This window comes from Bacillus sp. JJ1773 (assembly GCF_036962035.1).
Classification (GTDB): domain Bacteria; phylum Bacillota; class Bacilli; order Bacillales; family Cytobacillaceae; genus Cytobacillus.
This window is the reverse complement of record NZ_JBALNX010000055.1, coordinates 42,308-58,112: the sequence shown is the minus strand read 5'-3', so window position 1 is coordinate 58,112 and position 15,805 is coordinate 42,308. Positions and strand designations below refer to the sequence as shown.

The 15,805-nt window shown below is 38.2% G+C and carries 13 protein-coding genes; 1 reads left to right on the top strand and 12 read right to left on the bottom strand.

The genetic code is table 11. The annotated features are described in order from the left end of the window. Window position 1 precedes the first annotated feature (1 nt). Window positions 2-766 carry a TerC family protein gene (locus V7127_RS17235; protein WP_335488117.1) on the bottom strand — a complete coding sequence of 255 codons (765 nt, stop codon included), beginning with the start codon at window positions 764-766 and terminating at the stop codon, window positions 2-4. Between the two features lie 205 nt (window positions 767-971). Further along, window positions 972-3,140, bottom strand: coding sequence for a sensor domain-containing protein (locus tag V7127_RS17230; protein ID WP_335353731.1), 2,169 nt, complete (start codon window positions 3,138-3,140; stop codon window positions 972-974). 336 nt (window positions 3,141-3,476) lie between these two features. Here V7127_RS17230 and V7127_RS17225 point away from each other — a divergent pair, with 336 nt between their 5' ends. Next, on the top strand, window positions 3,477-4,265 hold the full coding sequence (locus tag V7127_RS17225; protein WP_335488112.1) for a DUF169 domain-containing protein: 789 nt from the start codon (window positions 3,477-3,479) through the stop codon (window positions 4,263-4,265). A gap of 42 nt (window positions 4,266-4,307) precedes the next feature. Here V7127_RS17225 and V7127_RS17220 read toward each other — a convergent pair whose 3' ends face one another. The 10 genes from V7127_RS17220 to V7127_RS17175 all read right to left on the bottom strand — a co-directional run bounded on the left by V7127_RS17220 (window position 4,308) and on the right by V7127_RS17175 (window position 15,790). Continuing rightward, entirely contained in the window at window positions 4,308-5,480 is a 1,173-nt protein-coding gene (locus V7127_RS17220) for a phenylacetate--CoA ligase family protein (RefSeq protein WP_335354594.1), read from the bottom strand. After that, on the bottom strand, window positions 5,480-6,268 hold the full coding sequence (locus V7127_RS17215; RefSeq protein ID WP_335347732.1) for an ABC transporter ATP-binding protein: 789 nt from the start codon (window positions 6,266-6,268) through the stop codon (window positions 5,480-5,482). The genes V7127_RS17220 and V7127_RS17215 overlap by 1 nt, the downstream gene beginning before the upstream one ends. Window positions 6,269-6,330: 62 nt before the next feature. Next, window positions 6,331-7,500: an ABC transporter substrate-binding protein gene (locus V7127_RS17210; protein WP_335347731.1), complete on the bottom strand. Its 1,170-nt coding sequence runs from the start codon at window positions 7,498-7,500 to the stop codon at window positions 6,331-6,333. A 76-nt stretch (window positions 7,501-7,576) separates the two neighbouring features. After that, a complete protein-coding gene (locus V7127_RS17205) occupies window positions 7,577-8,638 on the bottom strand; it encodes a branched-chain amino acid ABC transporter permease (protein WP_335488109.1) in 1,062 nt (353 codons plus the stop codon). Window positions 8,639-8,642: 4 nt separating this feature from the next. Then, a complete protein-coding gene (locus tag V7127_RS17200) occupies window positions 8,643-9,527 on the bottom strand; it encodes a branched-chain amino acid ABC transporter permease (protein WP_335488106.1) in 885 nt (294 codons plus the stop codon). Further along, window positions 9,527-11,443: an AMP-binding protein gene (locus V7127_RS17195; RefSeq protein ID WP_335488103.1), complete on the bottom strand. Its 1,917-nt coding sequence runs from the start codon at window positions 11,441-11,443 to the stop codon at window positions 9,527-9,529. Before V7127_RS17195 ends, V7127_RS17200 begins: the two co-directional genes overlap by 1 nt. 24 nt (window positions 11,444-11,467) lie before the next feature. Further along, window positions 11,468-12,238 carry an ABC transporter ATP-binding protein gene (locus tag V7127_RS17190; protein ID WP_335347727.1) on the bottom strand — a complete coding sequence of 257 codons (771 nt, stop codon included), beginning with the start codon at window positions 12,236-12,238 and terminating at the stop codon, window positions 11,468-11,470. Window positions 12,239-12,460: 222 nt separating this feature from the next. Continuing rightward, the gene (gene pssA, locus V7127_RS17185; RefSeq protein WP_438824025.1) at window positions 12,461-13,129 is read right to left on the bottom strand and encodes a CDP-diacylglycerol--serine O-phosphatidyltransferase; all 669 of its coding nucleotides are present in this window, start codon (window positions 13,127-13,129) and stop codon (window positions 12,461-12,463) included. A gap of 234 nt (window positions 13,130-13,363) precedes the next feature. After that, entirely contained in the window at window positions 13,364-14,518 is a 1,155-nt protein-coding gene (locus tag V7127_RS17180; RefSeq protein ID WP_335488100.1) for a thiolase family protein, read from the bottom strand. Between the two features lie 255 nt (window positions 14,519-14,773). Continuing rightward, entirely contained in the window at window positions 14,774-15,790 is a 1,017-nt protein-coding gene (locus V7127_RS17175) for an LLM class flavin-dependent oxidoreductase (RefSeq protein ID WP_335488096.1), read from the bottom strand. Between the last annotated feature and the right edge of the window lie 15 nt (window positions 15,791-15,805).

Genomic DNA, 15,805 nt, shown 5'->3' with positions numbered 1-15,805 from the left:
CCTACTCTTCTGCCGATTTTAATTCATCCTGTTTTTTCTTATTAATATTATGGATTACAAAAGTTCCTATGAAAGCTAAAATCAGGATTCCGAAAAAGATTAAATGGTGTAATTCAAATCCAAATACACTAGCAAACATTTTGGCTGATATAATGGCGATCAGAATAAATGCGGTGTTTTCTAATTCAGGTACTTTTTCAATTAACACAAGAAAAACTTTAGCAACGGTCCGCATCATTAATATGCCAAGCATGCCCCCGATTAATAAAATCCATACTTCTTCCGAAACAGCAAAGGCAGCTAAAATACTGTCAGCGGAAAAGGCTAAGTCCATCAGTTCTACCGAAATAACCGTTGCCCAGAAGATTCCGAATGTGCGGACGAGCCAGCTTTCTTTTTTCATGCCACTTGTTTCTTCATCTTCTTCGCCCATCCAGAAATGCTTAATGACAATCCAAGCTAGATAAGCAGCACCCAGAACCTTTATCCACCAGAACTTAATTAACAGCATTCCAAGACCGATAAAAATGAATCGGAAAAAATAAGCACCGATTAATCCATAAGTTAAAGCTTTTCTTTGCTGCTCTTTAGGAAGATGCTTGACCATTACAGCTAAAACTAAGGCATTATCCGCAGATAATAAACCTTCTAGTATAACTAATGTACCTATATAGCCCCATGATACAGGATCAGACAATACTTTGGCCCACATTTCCCAATCAAAAAAAGAAGCATAGGTGTCTAATAAAAGATTAAGAATTTCCAAATGAAAGACTCCTTTAGATAACTACGAATACCTATATTTTTTACCGAAAATTATCACTTCCTTAGGATTCTCACTAATGGAATAAATATGCAAAATCTGCGATAGTCTTTTTCCCTTTTTCAATGAATAGAAGATATATAAAAATTTTTTGGACAGGAAAAGTGCAATATCGGAAACTTGTCCAGAAAAACCGAATGCTGCTATTTTAAAGGCTGAATACCGTTTCAAACTCTTGCTTTGGCAGTGGTTTGCTTATGTAATATCCTTGAATTTCATCACAACCGATCTTTTCTAATATATGAATGACTTCCTCCGTTTCTATCCCTTCAGCAACAACCTTTAGATTCAATTCATGTGCAAGAAGTGTAATAGCCTTTACAATAGCAATATCATCTGAATTCTTAGCCACTTCCTGTATGAACGTTCGATCAATTTTCAAGGAATGAATTGGAAATTTCCGTAAATAATTTAGTGACGAATACCCTTTGCCAAAATCATCAATGGCTACAGTCACACCCATTTTTCTCAATTCATTTAGGCATGAAATACATTCCTCTGCATGATCTATGAAACTATTTTCCGTAATTTCAATTTCAAGAAGATGTGGCGCAAGCTCCGTTTTATCTAGCACTTGCTTAATAACATGGTGAAAATTAGGCAGTCGGAAATGAAGAGGTGAAATATTAACTGAAACTTTAACTGGCTTGGAAAAAAGAGTTTCATTCCATTCCTTATTTTGCTTACAAGCCTTTTCCAACACCCATTTATCTAATTTATGAATAAATCCAGTTTCCTCTGCAGTAGGAATGAAATCATCAGGTGAGAGTTTTCCGAGATCAGGGTTATTCCAGCGTATTAAAGCCTCTATCCCATTAATTTCTTTCGAAACTAAGTTCATCTTTGGCTGAAAATAAAGTTCAAATTCATCATTCTCTATGGCATTTCGTAAATGATATTCAATTGATAACGCTTTCTCCTGTGAATGAGACATATCTTTTTCATAAATATTAAATGTATTTCGGCCTTTTGATTTCGCCCTATACATCGCTGCATCCGCATTTTTTAATAATGTCTCACAATCATCCCCATGGTCAGGGAAAATACTAATTCCAATACTGCATGAAGTGAAAATTTCCAAATTGTTTAATAGCATGATTGATTGATCAAAAATAGAAAGTATTTGATTTGCCGAATGTATTGCGCATTCATAATCATTAATTTTTGGATAGAGAATAATAAATTCATCTCCAGCAAAACGGTAAATTTGTGCTTTTTGGAAGAGAGCTTTTTTAAGCAAAAAGGAAACTTTTGTAATTAATTGATCTCCCACTGCATGACCGAAAGAATCATTTATTTGTTTAAATCGGTCAAGATCGAGATATAATAAAGCAATTCTTTCATTTCGACTTTGGGAAATTGAGATTAAGTGATTTAAATCATCGCTAAACTTTCGTCTATTAGGTAGACTAGATAGTATATCGTGATAGGCCATATATTCAACTTGCTGCTGGGCGTGATGCAGTTCAGTAATATCATTCATGCAGCCAAGAATTTCTTTAATCTCTCCATGCTCATAAATTGGCGTTAAATGAGTTAATATCTGTCTCCCGCGAAATGGATATTGATAAGTAACTTGGCGGCCTAAAAAGGCCTGATGATAATATTGAATTAGGTTTTCGGTTATCTCTTTAGGAAATATTTCATGTACCTTTTTATTCTTCATATTTCCGTTCTCTAAACCTAATTTATTTGCTAATTGCCCCTCATTGAGTGTATATACATAATGATCATGATCCTTAGCTACTTTAAAGATTAGATTATTCATCGAGGCAACAATTTGCTGATAATCATTTTGCAAGGCCGTTAATAGTTTTTCTTGCGCAAACTTCCCTTCTGAAATATCAGTACGTATGGCAATAAACATAGTCGTTTTACCAGAGAGGTCCTTTAATGGCACGATGGTTGTCTTTACCCAATAGAAAGACCCGTCTTTTGCTTTATTCTTCACCTCACCTTCCCACACTTCTCCTTTATTAATACTGGTCCACATATTTTTGAAAAATTGCTTATCGTGATGGCCTGAATTCAGAATACGATGATCCTTTCCGATTAACTCCTCACGGCTATATTTTGAAAGCTCACAGAATTTGTTGTTAGCATAAATAATTTCTCCCTTAATGTTCGTAACAGCTACGATTGCTGAAACATCAAGTGCGAATTTTAGATTAGAATAGTCTTCAAGGAAAGAGCTAATCTCCTGAATATCCTTTTCCATTCCTAAAAATGACTGATAATTTTTATGACCAATTTTAAATAACTCTTTCAACGAATTAATCCATGGCTGCACTTGATTTTCTTCAAACATTCCAGCCATTTTCACACCCCTTTAAAATGTAAAAATATTAATAATGTTACATAAATATAAATCCATTAAACTAAGTAATAAGATCTATCATTATTCCAATTAAAAGATACACAAAACATTAAAACCCATCTAAAATCATGAATATTTAGTAAAAAATGTAACTACCCATAGATTAGTTTATTTTTATCACATTTTGTCGGTTAATACAATAAGTTGTCGAGTTTACACTAATAGCATGTTAATAATGTATTTTTATACAGAAGTCAGAGTAATATTCTAATAGATGAAAGAAGGAGTGCAGTTGGAATTTATAGAATATTTAATTAACAGAAAGGAGATGGGAGCTTGCAACAAACAGAAAGCAGTAATTTATTATTTAAATTAGATGAAGCTATTCACCTCTTTGTCAGGCCGGATACGTTTCCGTTGGCTCTTCGTGTAATGAAAAAAGGAGAACCCCTTCCAGATCGTGTCAAACGCCCTTATAAAGACTTCGGAAAAACATTTAGCATTTGCCAAGGGATCACAATGGCTAGGAGATATGGCTGGGGACTAGCGATGGATCGGGAGGATCTTTCCTGCCCAATTGCAAAGATCGCTTTTGGTTTTGAAGAGGAATTAGCCTATTATTCAGAGGGAAATTTAACCGATGGGATGTATACAAAAACATGTGATATCGGTACCATAACGGAGTCAGCTGTTCCAAAATTTACAACTGCTGAATCGGGAACTGTATTGATGGCTCCGTTAACGCGTGCAGCATTTGAACCTGATGTGATTGTTGTCTATGGAAATTCCGCACAAGTCATGCGTATGGTTGCAGGGGCTCTTTATCATACAGGCGGCGAAATTACCTCAACCTTTACAGCGCGAGCTGATTGTGCAGATATAGTCATTAAGACTATAAAATCAAACAAACCACAAGTTATTCTTCCATGCTATGGTGACAGGGTATTTGGACAAACACATGATCATGAAATGGCCTTCACCATTCCATACTCCTCCGTAGAAAATTTCATTGATGGATTGAAGCAAACACATAAAGGCGGTGTCCGCTATCCGGTTCCAACGTATTTGCAATATGAAGCAAAATATCCGGAAACCTATGAAAAATTAAATGAAATGTTTAAATGAATGCATGAAAAAGAATGAGAGGAAGTCCCCCCTCATTCTTTTTCATGCATTCTTCAAATCTAGCAGTCTTTTATCAACTAGGCGTTTTTCTTCTTTTTTTATCGTACCTGGTGCGACTTTCTTGAGAATAGGTGTCACACGGATAACATCTTGGAGTTTGCTAATTAGGCTTTCATCAAGTTCCTCTTCAGACTCTATAAATAGCTCGAATTCGTCCTGGTTGCGTTCCCACGAAACTATTCCTTGGAACATTCTATACCCCGCTTCCTCCAATACAAGCGAAAGCTGCTTTTCTCTAACAAACATCCCTTTTACCTTTATTCCATCACTCACTCTTCCAAGAACTCCAGCAATCCGCTTGCCTTCATAACCTTCCACCCAGCGTGACAAATCTCCGGTTCCAAAGCGAATGAGCGGATAGCTTTTGTCATATAAAGTCACGACAATTTCACCTTCACCTGTATGAACTTCCTTCCCATTATGTGGATCGCAAATTTGCACAACCGCTGTATTAGTCAAGCATAAACCAGGCCCTTTCTTATCCTCAAAGGCAATACAGCCACAATCTGCAGTGCCATATCCTTCATAGACTGATATCCCACTGTCCTCACATCTTTTTCTCATATCCGTTGTCAGCATCTCCGCCGTAAAAAATGCCTTGTTTATATGAATCTCTTTGCCTGGCATCCACCCCTTTTCCTCCATTGCGTCTAATAAGATGGAAAAGAAACTCGGTGTACCGACATAACCAGTCACTTGTAAATCCTTCATCACTTGTATTTGCAGTTCACGATTACCTGTTCCAGCTGGAATGACTGTTGCCCCTATTTCTCTGAGAGCAGAGTCAAACATAAAGCCTGCGGGTGATAAATGATAAGAAAAGGTATTTTGTACTATATCCCCCTTACCAAAACCTGCAATAGACAGAGCCTCAGAAAATCTCCAAAAATCTTGTTCTTGTGTTTGAGGGTCGTAGATTGGGCCCGGAGACATAAATATTCTTGCCATCTCTGCAGCTTGGATCGTTGTAAAATTTCCGAATGGGGCATTTATACTCTGAAGCCTAGGCAATTGATCCTTTTTTAATACCGGAATTTTCTCCAAATCCTTAAATGACTGAATATCACCTGGAGAAAGGCAAGCCTCATCCATAATCTCTTTGAACCCTTTTGCATGGTCATAAGCATATTGGATAACGCCTTTCAATGCCTCCATTACAGCCACCTCTTTCTTCTTTTATACGATTTAATTTCTTTATAGCTTCTTCGTCCCTTATCGCTCATCCCTAAATAAAACTCACGAACATCCTGATTAGCTAGTAATCTTTCAACTGTTCCATCCATCACAATACGGCCATTTTCCATTATGTAGCCATAATCGGCAATAGATAACGCTACATTCGCGTTTTGTTCAACTACTAATATCGTTGTCCCTTCCTCTTCATTAATTTTCTTGATGATGGCAAAGATTTCTTTCACAAGCAATGGAGCTAGTCCAAGTGAGGGTTCATCTAATAGCAGTACTTTAGGCTTAGCCATGATTCCACGGCCAATTGCCAGCATTTGCTGCTCACCCCCGGATAAATAGCCTGCCTGCCTGTTTTTTAACATTTCCAGCTTCGGAAAATAATGATATACCTTTTGGATATCGTCCTTAATATTTTTGCGGTCTTTACGAGTGTGAGCACCTGCTATTAAATTTTCCTCAACTGTTAATTGCTCGAATACACGACGCCCTTCCATGCATTGAAAAATCCCTTTTTTTACAATCGTTTCGGCATCGCTGACATCAATTCGTTCTCCGTACAACTCGATATATCCGTCAGTCACTTCACCATTTTCGCTTTTTAATAGACCGGATATGGCCTTAAGAGTAGTAGTTTTTCCTGCACCATTACTTCCTAATAAGGCAACAATCTTTCCTTTAGGAACCACCATTGACATTCCTTTTAGGACAAGAATAACCCGGTCATACATGACTTCGACATTATTAATCGTCAGCATACAATTCCTCCCGCTCATTACTTTCAAAAAGGGAGCGTCCGTTAAAACGCTCCCACCCTCATTTAATAGCCGATATAATCTGTGAATATTTCAAATTTGCCATTTTCTACTTTTGCTAATCTAATTTGGTTAGTACCAGCATGATTATCAGCTGAGAAAGAAACTGGTGCTGCCAGACCGCCTAGATCAAGATTTGATAATTTTTCTAAACCGCCTCGTATCCCTTCACCCGTTGTCGGATCATCAGCCAGCTTCATGCCTTCAACCATAATTTTCGCTGAAACCCATCCTTGGATGAACTTTTGGTTCTTATCCTCTAACTTTTCACCTTTACCTTCTAAATACTCCTTTATCTCCGCTATACCTGGTAAATCTTCGTAAGGAAACGCATGTGTCACAACACCGATAAAGCCTTCCGCTGCATCACCTGCAATTGGAAGCAAGCCTTCACCTGTTGCCCAGTTCAATCCAATAAATTGTGTATCTATCCCTAGCTTTTTGGCATCTTTTAGAATAGTTGCTGTTGCCCCCCACGTTTGTTGAATAAGCGCATAATCAGGGTTTTTCTTTTCCATATTTAATAATTGTGAAGTTGCATCAAGCGTTTGCAGTTCAATAATTTGTTCATCAACAACGTCAATACCAATTTCTTTTGCAAAATTTTTCGCATCTTCAATTGGTGATTTTCCAAATGCTGTATCATTATAAAGTAAAGCAACCGTTGGGGTTCCACCGCTATGATTATCTTTTATCCACTTTAAGGCTGATCTTGCTTGGTCTGAATAAGTCGCAGCAGCTAAAAAGTTATATGGGCTTTCCTCTATATTTTTGAGGTTTTCGGAATAAGAACCGGAAATATATGGAAGCTTATCAGTCGCCACTTGCTGGCGAAGAGCTTCGGTATCACCTGTTCCCCATCCTAAAATAGCTGCCACCTTATCTTTTGATTTATATTTTTGATAAAGTTTTTGAGCTTCAGGAATTTTATAAGCATAATCATCACTGATTATTTCAACGTTATGGCCATTAATTTCTTGCTTACCTATATGCTCAAAATACGCTTTTGCACCTTCAGCATAAGGAGTTCCAACATCACCAGTTCCTCCTGTAATATCAAAAATCCCACCGAATTTAACTGTACCCTTTGTATTGCCTGAACTCTTCTCACCGCCTGAACATGCTGTAAGCAATCCTAACATTAACACTAACAACACAGCCCAAAACTTTCTCATTTTCTTCCCCCTTAACTTGAGTAAATAATTATTAAAAATTAGAAGTAATTGCAAATTACATCCAATATCTAATCACCTAATATGAAAATGGCCACAATCTAAAGTAATCTTTAATATTTTTCCATATTTTCGCCAGCCCTTGTGGTTCATAAATAAGGAACAATATAATAACAAGTCCAAATACAACTTCCTTCATTCCAACGAGAACATTAGCAATATCCGGGAAAATCCCACTTAAAAGCTCAACACCTGAGCGTAGAACAACGGGCAGTAAAGTAATAAAAACAGCTCCATAAATAGAACCAAATACACTGCCTAATCCACCTACAAGTATGATGGCTAAATATTCAATCGAGACGCCAATGCTATACAGCTCTGGACTTACAACCATCGTGTAATGTCCAAGCAATGCCCCTGCTACACCTACAAAGAACGAACTGACGATAAAGGCAAGCACTTTATACTTGAATAAATCAATACCCATCACTTCTGCTGCTATATCTCTATCTCTAACGGCGATGAAGGCTCTTCCAACTCGTGACCGGAAAAGATTTAATGTGAAGATTGTCGTTATGAGCAAGACACCAAACATTAAATAGTAATAGCTTGTTTCACTATTGAAGATAAAACCGCCGATTTCAGGTCTTGATAGGACCATTCCGGCTGTACCACCCGTTAGTGAGTCCCATCTAGAAATAACAAAGAGAATAATCACTTGGGCTGCCAAGGTAGCAATTGCTAAATACAATCCCTTTAAGCGGAGTGATGGTAAACCAAATAGACCTCCAACAATTGCGGTGATGATTCCGGCAGTCGGCATCGCAATCCAAAAGCTTAATCCAAGCTTTGCAGTAAGAATAGCTGATGTATAGCCGCCGACACCTAGAAAGGCACCAACCCCAATAGAAATTTGACCTGTAAATCCGGTTAATATATTTAGCCCGATGGCGCCGATGGCAGCAATTCCACATAGAGTCGCGAGACCGACAACGTAATCAGACGCTAACAGCGGAAAGATAGCAAATAGTGCAAGCATGATAAAGACACGCACTCTTACGCGGGTGATTTTCCATATGGCCATATCTTGCTTGTAGTTCACATGGAACTCTCCACACCCCATTACAAATGGATTCTTCATCCGATTACACCCTCTCGATTTCTTTTTTGCCAAATAGGCCATATGGCTTGAACATGAGAATAAAGACTAAGATGACAAATGGCATCACTTCTTTTAAGCCGCCGCCGACTAATGGATCTAAGTAGCCTCCTGTCATACTTTCGATCACACCGATGATGAGTCCTCCGATAATCGCTCCGGGGATACTATCTAAACCGCCAAGAATGGCAACAGGAAGCACCTTAAGCCCAATAGCCGAAAGCGATGCATTAACACCATTAATATTTCCGAGCAAAATACCGCCGACTGCTGATACAACTGCTGCTATCGCCCATGCCACAGCAAAGATGACTTTCACACTTATCCCCATTGACATGGCAGCCTGCTGATCATCCGCTGTTGCACGCATCGCAATCCCAAGCTTTGAATATTTGAAAAACAGGGTAAAAATTAATAGCATGATAATAACAATGGCCAATGACCATAAATAAACAGGAGCCACTACAACTTGGCCTAAACGAACGGGCTCTTCAGAGAAGATTTTTGGAAACACACGTGTTTCATGGCCCCAAATAATATGGACGATTCCTGCTAACACACTTGATAAACCAATTGTTGCCATGATCATAGAGATAACTGGTTCACCGATAAACGGCCTTAATACAATTCTTTCAATAACAAAACCAAGTACAGCACTGAATATGAGCGCAATCAACAAAGCGGCAATAAAGGGAATGTTATAAGCAGTTATTAAGGTCAGACATACATATGTCCCAATTAACAGAAATTCCCCTTGCGCAAAGTTAATGGCATCACTAGATTTATAGATTAATACAAATCCCAGTGCCACCAATGCATACACACTTCCTACTACGATGCCTGTTACAAGCATTTGCAAAAAAAACGCCATTAAGCAGCTCCCTCTCCTTCATCCATGAAAATCACTTGAAGTGTTGTATGAATCGTTTGTTCATTTCCATCACGATATCTGATTTTTCCTTCAACATTAATTTGCCCTTTCTCTGTGTACAAGCCTTCAATCAAGGTTTCATATTTTTTGGCTACAAACTGCCGTCTGACCTTTTTCGTTCTTGTCAGCTCTTCATCATCCGCATCCAGCTCTTTATATAGGAGGACAAATTTTCTGACGCGAGCCTTTTCTGGTAAGGTTTGATTGATTTCATTTACCTGCTTTTGAATCATGTCTAATACTTCACGTTTAGAAGATAAATCCGTGTACGTTGTATAGCTTATTTGATTTTTCTCTGCCCATCTGCCAACGTTTTCCATATCAATATTGATCATCGCCACCACATATGGACGGTCTTTCCCGATCGCTACCGCCTCTTGAATGTATGAGCTGAATTTCAGTTTGTTTTCAATAAATTGCGGCGAAAACATTTCTCCTGAATGCAAGCGAATGACATCTTTGATTCGATCAATCACATATAAATGACCTTGTTCATCCAATCTCCCAGCATCTCCAGTATGCAGCCAGCCGGAATGGATCGTTTCCATTGTGGATTTTTCATTTTTGTAATACCCTTTACATATGCTTGAACTCTTGATAAGTATTTCTCCCTCCTCAGAGATTTTCACCTCTGTTCCAGGAATTGGGATGCCAACACTGTCCAATTTAATATCGCCGTCACGATGAACGATCGAAATTCCAGATACTTCTGTTTGTCCATAGATACTCTTTACATTTACACCGATACTATGGAAAAACTCGAACACATCCGGACCAAGAGGGGCTCCTCCAGTATAGGCACGCTTCATATTAAGAAGGCCTAAATGGTCCCTTATCGCACTGAACATAAAATAATCGGCTATTTTATATTGCCATTTCGTACTAAATGATATTGATTTATTTTCAAAATGCGCTCTCGCTACTTTTTCGCCAATAGGCTTGCACCATTGATAAATTTTTCTTTTCAGCCAGCCGGCATCCTGTATTTTCACTTGAAATTTCGAAAGCATATCTTCATAGATTCTTGGTGGTGAAAACATCACTTGAGGTCCGATTTCTCGTAGATTTTCTAACACAGTGGAAGGTTCTTCTGGGAAGTTAATGGTCATTCCATTATATAGGCCCATCGCCATGGTCATCATTTGTTCCCCAATCCAGGCGAGCGGGAGGAAGGATACATATTCATCTTTTTCTGTAAGCGGGTCAATGTTTGAAAGGTTTATTGCCATTTCCAGCAAGTTCTTATACGTGAGCATTGTTCCTTTCGGATTCCCGGTAGTCCCGGAAGTATAAGAAAAGATCGCAACATCCTCTTCATTGCCTTTCTCTACCTCTGATAGAAAAAATGAAGGGGACTCTAATTCAAAATTCTTTCCCATTGCTTGTACATCCTTAAAACTTAGTAAACAATTATCCTTATAATTTCTCATTCCCCGTGGATCATAGTAGATAATCGTCTTCACCTTCGGAATCTCTTCGCGAATCTCAAAGACTTTATCCACTTGCTCTTGATCCTCAACTACAACGATAGTGGCATCACAATGGTCCAAAATATAACTAATTTCACTTGGAAGTGATTCTTGATAAATTCCGACTGACACGCCTCCAAGACATTGGGTAGCTAATTCACTCATGACCCACTCAGGGCGATTATCTCCTATTACAGCTACTTTATCTCCTCGTTTAAGTCCTAGCTTGGCTAAGCCTAGACTGAGAAATTTAACTTCTTCTAAGTATTTTTCATACGTAATTTCATTCCATATACCAAAATCTTTTTCTCTTAAAGCCACATTTGATCCGGCTTTACTTGCCCACTCTAGTAAAATTTTAGGAAATGTCTTGTTCGAGCTGGACATCAATTTAAAACCTCCCCTATCTGCTTACCCAACATTTTCTTCACCTAAATAAGCATCAATAACCTTTTGGTTATTTTGGATTTCATAAGGCGTTCCGTAACCAATTAACTTTCCAAAATCGAGGACAGCAATATGATCAGAAAGGTCCATCACGACACCCATATCATGTTCTATTAGAATAATGGTCGTATTCATTTCCTCATGAATATCGATTATGTACCGGGCCATGTCTTCCTTTTCCTCACTGTTCATTCCGGCCATCGGCTCATCTAGAAGAAGTATTTCCGGTTCTAATGCAAGAGCTCTCCCAACCTCAACGCGTTTTTGCAAGCCATAGGCTAGTCTGCCGACAGGCGTATCCCGGATGTGTTCAATTTCTAAAAAATCAATGACATTTTCAACCTTTTCCCGATGCTCCACTTCTTCTCTCTGTGCCTTCCCCCAGTATAAACCTCCAGAAAGGACTCCCGTTTTCATACGGACATGTCTGCCAAGCATTAAATTATCCAAAACTGAAAGATGCGGAAACAATTCAATATTTTGAAAGGCCCTAGCGATTCCAAGGCTAGCGCGCTTATGAGGCTTAAATTGGGTTATTTCCTCTCCTTTAAAAAGGACTGATCCTTCCGATGGGCGATATAGGCCACTAATACAATTGAGCATACTTGTTTTTCCAGCCCCGTTTGGACCGATTAATGAGAAAATCTCACCCTTCTTCACTTCATAAGATACATGATCTAAGGCTACGACTCCCCCAAATCGTAAAGTAATATCCTTTATTTCTAAAATCCCCACCTAGCAATCTCCCCCTGTTTGTAACATAGTAGATTAAATATTCCAAATATTATTTATATTCTACGACAATTATCTATTTCCTTTTTTATTTGCTATGTTTAGTTGTTAAAGTTTATCGCATAATAACGGACAGTAGAACCTTAATTGATATAAGCTTCATTTTTTCCTTCTTAATACGAAAAAAAGAGTGCAACCAAAAGGATTACACTCTGTCGACATTTTTTAGTCATGCTTTTTGTTCTTCCCTTTTACAAAACGATAGGCAAGATAGGCTATATAAAGCGGAGTTGCGATATAAATTAAATATGGAAATTGGCCTTGTGTACCTTTTTTATAAATAATATACAAAATACAACCGAGGAACACCGTGACAATGGTCCCGTACTTTGGAAGAGGGATTTCTTTAAGACTAGGAATTCTAATTTTACTAACCATTAAAAAACACATACCTGTAAATACAACAGTTGTGATAATATGAGGGATTTTGTCCCCAAATAAAGTTAATAGGGCCAATATTCCTCCAGCAGCTGTAATCGGTACTCCGACAAAATAATTTAATGAAGTCTTGCTGGAGCTAATGTTAAATCTAGCTAATCGATAAGCTCCAAACAATGGAAATAACCCAGCAATGGCCATTCCTAAAATACCAAATTGAAAAAAATAAGTATAATATACTAAAAATGATGGCGCTACTCCAAATGTAACAATATCAGCCAGCGAATCAAGCTCTTTCCCTAATTGGCTATCAACGTTTAACATGCGGGCCAGTCTTCCGTCCATGCTATCTAGCATCATCCCGATTAAAATTAAAATAGCTGCGTTCTTAAATTGTCCGGTCGCAGCAAAACCGACTGATAAAAATCCGCAATATAAATTTCCAAGCGTGACCATATTGGGAATTGCCTTATAAATTTTCACAAGTCGTAATCTCTCCTAACGATATTTATCTATATCATATGTCATTACATTATTTTCACCCTATATTTTATGTACAATTTATGCCCTTGCTGCTTGCTAAAGAAGATTATAACACTTTTTTCCTCTGTTTAAGCAATCTTCTTATAAAAAAAGGATTATAAAAGCATCGGAATTTACACCGATGCTAAATAAAATAATATCAATATATCATGAATCTATTCTTTCAATAATTGTCGCATTCGCCATGCCATGCCCTTCGCACATTGTTTGGAGACCATATCTTCCTCCAGTGCGTTCAAGCTCATGCATCAATGAAACCATTAATCTTGCGCCGCTTGCACCAAGAGGATGACCGAGTGCTATTGCACCACCGTTTGGATTAAGTTTGGCAGGGTTCGCACCCGTTTCCTTTAACCAAGCTAGCGGGACAGGTGCAAAGGCCTCATTTACTTCAAAAACATCAATTTCATCTATTGATAATCCTGCTTTCTTTAATGCTTTTTCAGTGGCAGGAATAGGTCCAGTTAACATTAAAATTGGGTCTGAGCCGACAATCGTTCTAGTGAGAATGCGGAATCTTGGCTTCAACCCTAGTTCTTCGGCTTTTTCTCGGGACATAATTAATAATGCTGCCGCTCCATCACTAATCTGACTAGAGTTTCCTGCATGAATGACTCCATCTTCTTTAAACACAGTTTTTAAACCGCCAAGAGCTTCAACAGATGTGTCCGACCGCGGTCCGGCATCCTCTGAGACAGTAACAGTTTCGCCGTCTGGCAAATTGACTTGAACAGAAACAATCTCTTTTGAAAAATAGCCATTGGCTTGCGCCTTCAATGCTTTTTGATGACTATCATATGAAAATTGGTCCAATTCCTCTCGAGTTAATCCGTATTTTTTAGCTATTCGTTCTGCTGATAAGCCCTGATGAATCATTTCATGCTGGTCCATCAGCTTGTCACTAAATGGAACCCCCTGATAGCTGGAACCAATTGGTACACGTGACATATTCTCAACCCCGCCAGCAATGACAACATCCATATCACCAGCAATTATCGCCTGTGCAGCAAAATGGACAGCCTGCTGGCTTGAACCACATTGACGATCAATGGTCGTGCCTGGGACCTCAATTGGAAAACCAGCAATGAGAGAGGCAACTCTTGCAATATCGCCGCTTTGTTCTCCAATTTGAGACACACAGCCCAAGATAACATCATCAATAATCGCTGGATTTATTCCTGCTCTCTCAATTAATGCCTTTAATGCCTCAGCAGCAAGATCATCCGCTCTAAAATCTTTAAAAAATCCATTTCTTCTGCCTACTGGTGTTCGAACGCCTTCCACAATAACCGCTTCCCGCATCCTTTCAACCCCCTATTGACTGATAAATCTAATTTCCATTCATTGTATTCAATCTCCTGCTTAGAAATAGACTTATTTGGCAGACTTTTCATTCTACATAGTTTTTATCGTACTCGATATTCCATCTTCATTTAAAAATAACCTAAATTTAATGCACATAAAGCTGATACCTTGGTACTACACTGATAAAGGAGCAAATAAAAAAAGCGTGGTTTGAAAAAACACAATCGTGCCCTTCATTATTAATTGATCATTTTAATTAGTGCCGTATTTATTTTTTAGTATTTCTTCTGCAATCAATTGATAGGAACGAATTCGGTCTTTAGGAGAGTATGTTATCGTCACAATCATGATTTCGTTCGCATTATATTGAGCTTGAAGCTCGCATAATTTCTGTTTCACTACTTGGGGATTACCGATTATCATGTTTTGTTTTATTTTATATAAAGTAGTTTTTTCTGTTTGATCTAGCTCGTATTGTTTTGCTTCTTGAATAGAGGGGATCCCAATGTGGCCTTCTCCTTTTTCTTTTTGCAATGACCATATAAGAGAACTTAAGGCAATCTCTTCTGCTAGTTCATTCGTTTCTGCACATATAGCTGAAACAGTTAAAATCATTTTTGGGTGTTGCCCCAGTTTTCTTGGTGTAAATGAATTAATGTATTCTTGAATAATAGATGTTCCATCTTTGTCGCTCATAAACTTTCCGAATGCATAGGGCAGTCCTTTTTCTGCTGCAAATAATGCACTTTTTTTACTTGTACCTAGAATCCAAGGTTCTGGTGAAATTTCTGGCAATGGAGAGGCTGTCACTTTCGCGTACTTGTGATCTTCAGGAAAATTATCGTCTAAAAAATGAAGTAGATCATTCACTGTATCTGGCATGTTCCAAACCTGCTGTAAAAAGTTATCAGATAATGCATTGGAAGCTTCAGCTGATCCACCTGGAGCCCGTCCAATGCCGATGTCAATTCGATTAGAAAACAAAGTAGCTAACGTATTATAAACTTCTGCCACTTTATAAGGTTTATAATAGGGTAATAATACAGCCCCAGAGCCGATCCGGATTCTATTAGTGTTCGCTCCAATGTAACTCAACAACACTTCTGGTGCTGAACAAGCTAATCCTGGTAAATCATGATGTTCAGCGATCCAGTAGCGAGAATATCCTAATTTTTCTCCTGCTTGAGCTAATTTCATAGATTCATTTAATGCCTCTTTGGCTGTTTGATTTGAAGAAATTGGTGACTGATCCAAAATGCTTAATTTCATCACTCCACCCCTCCT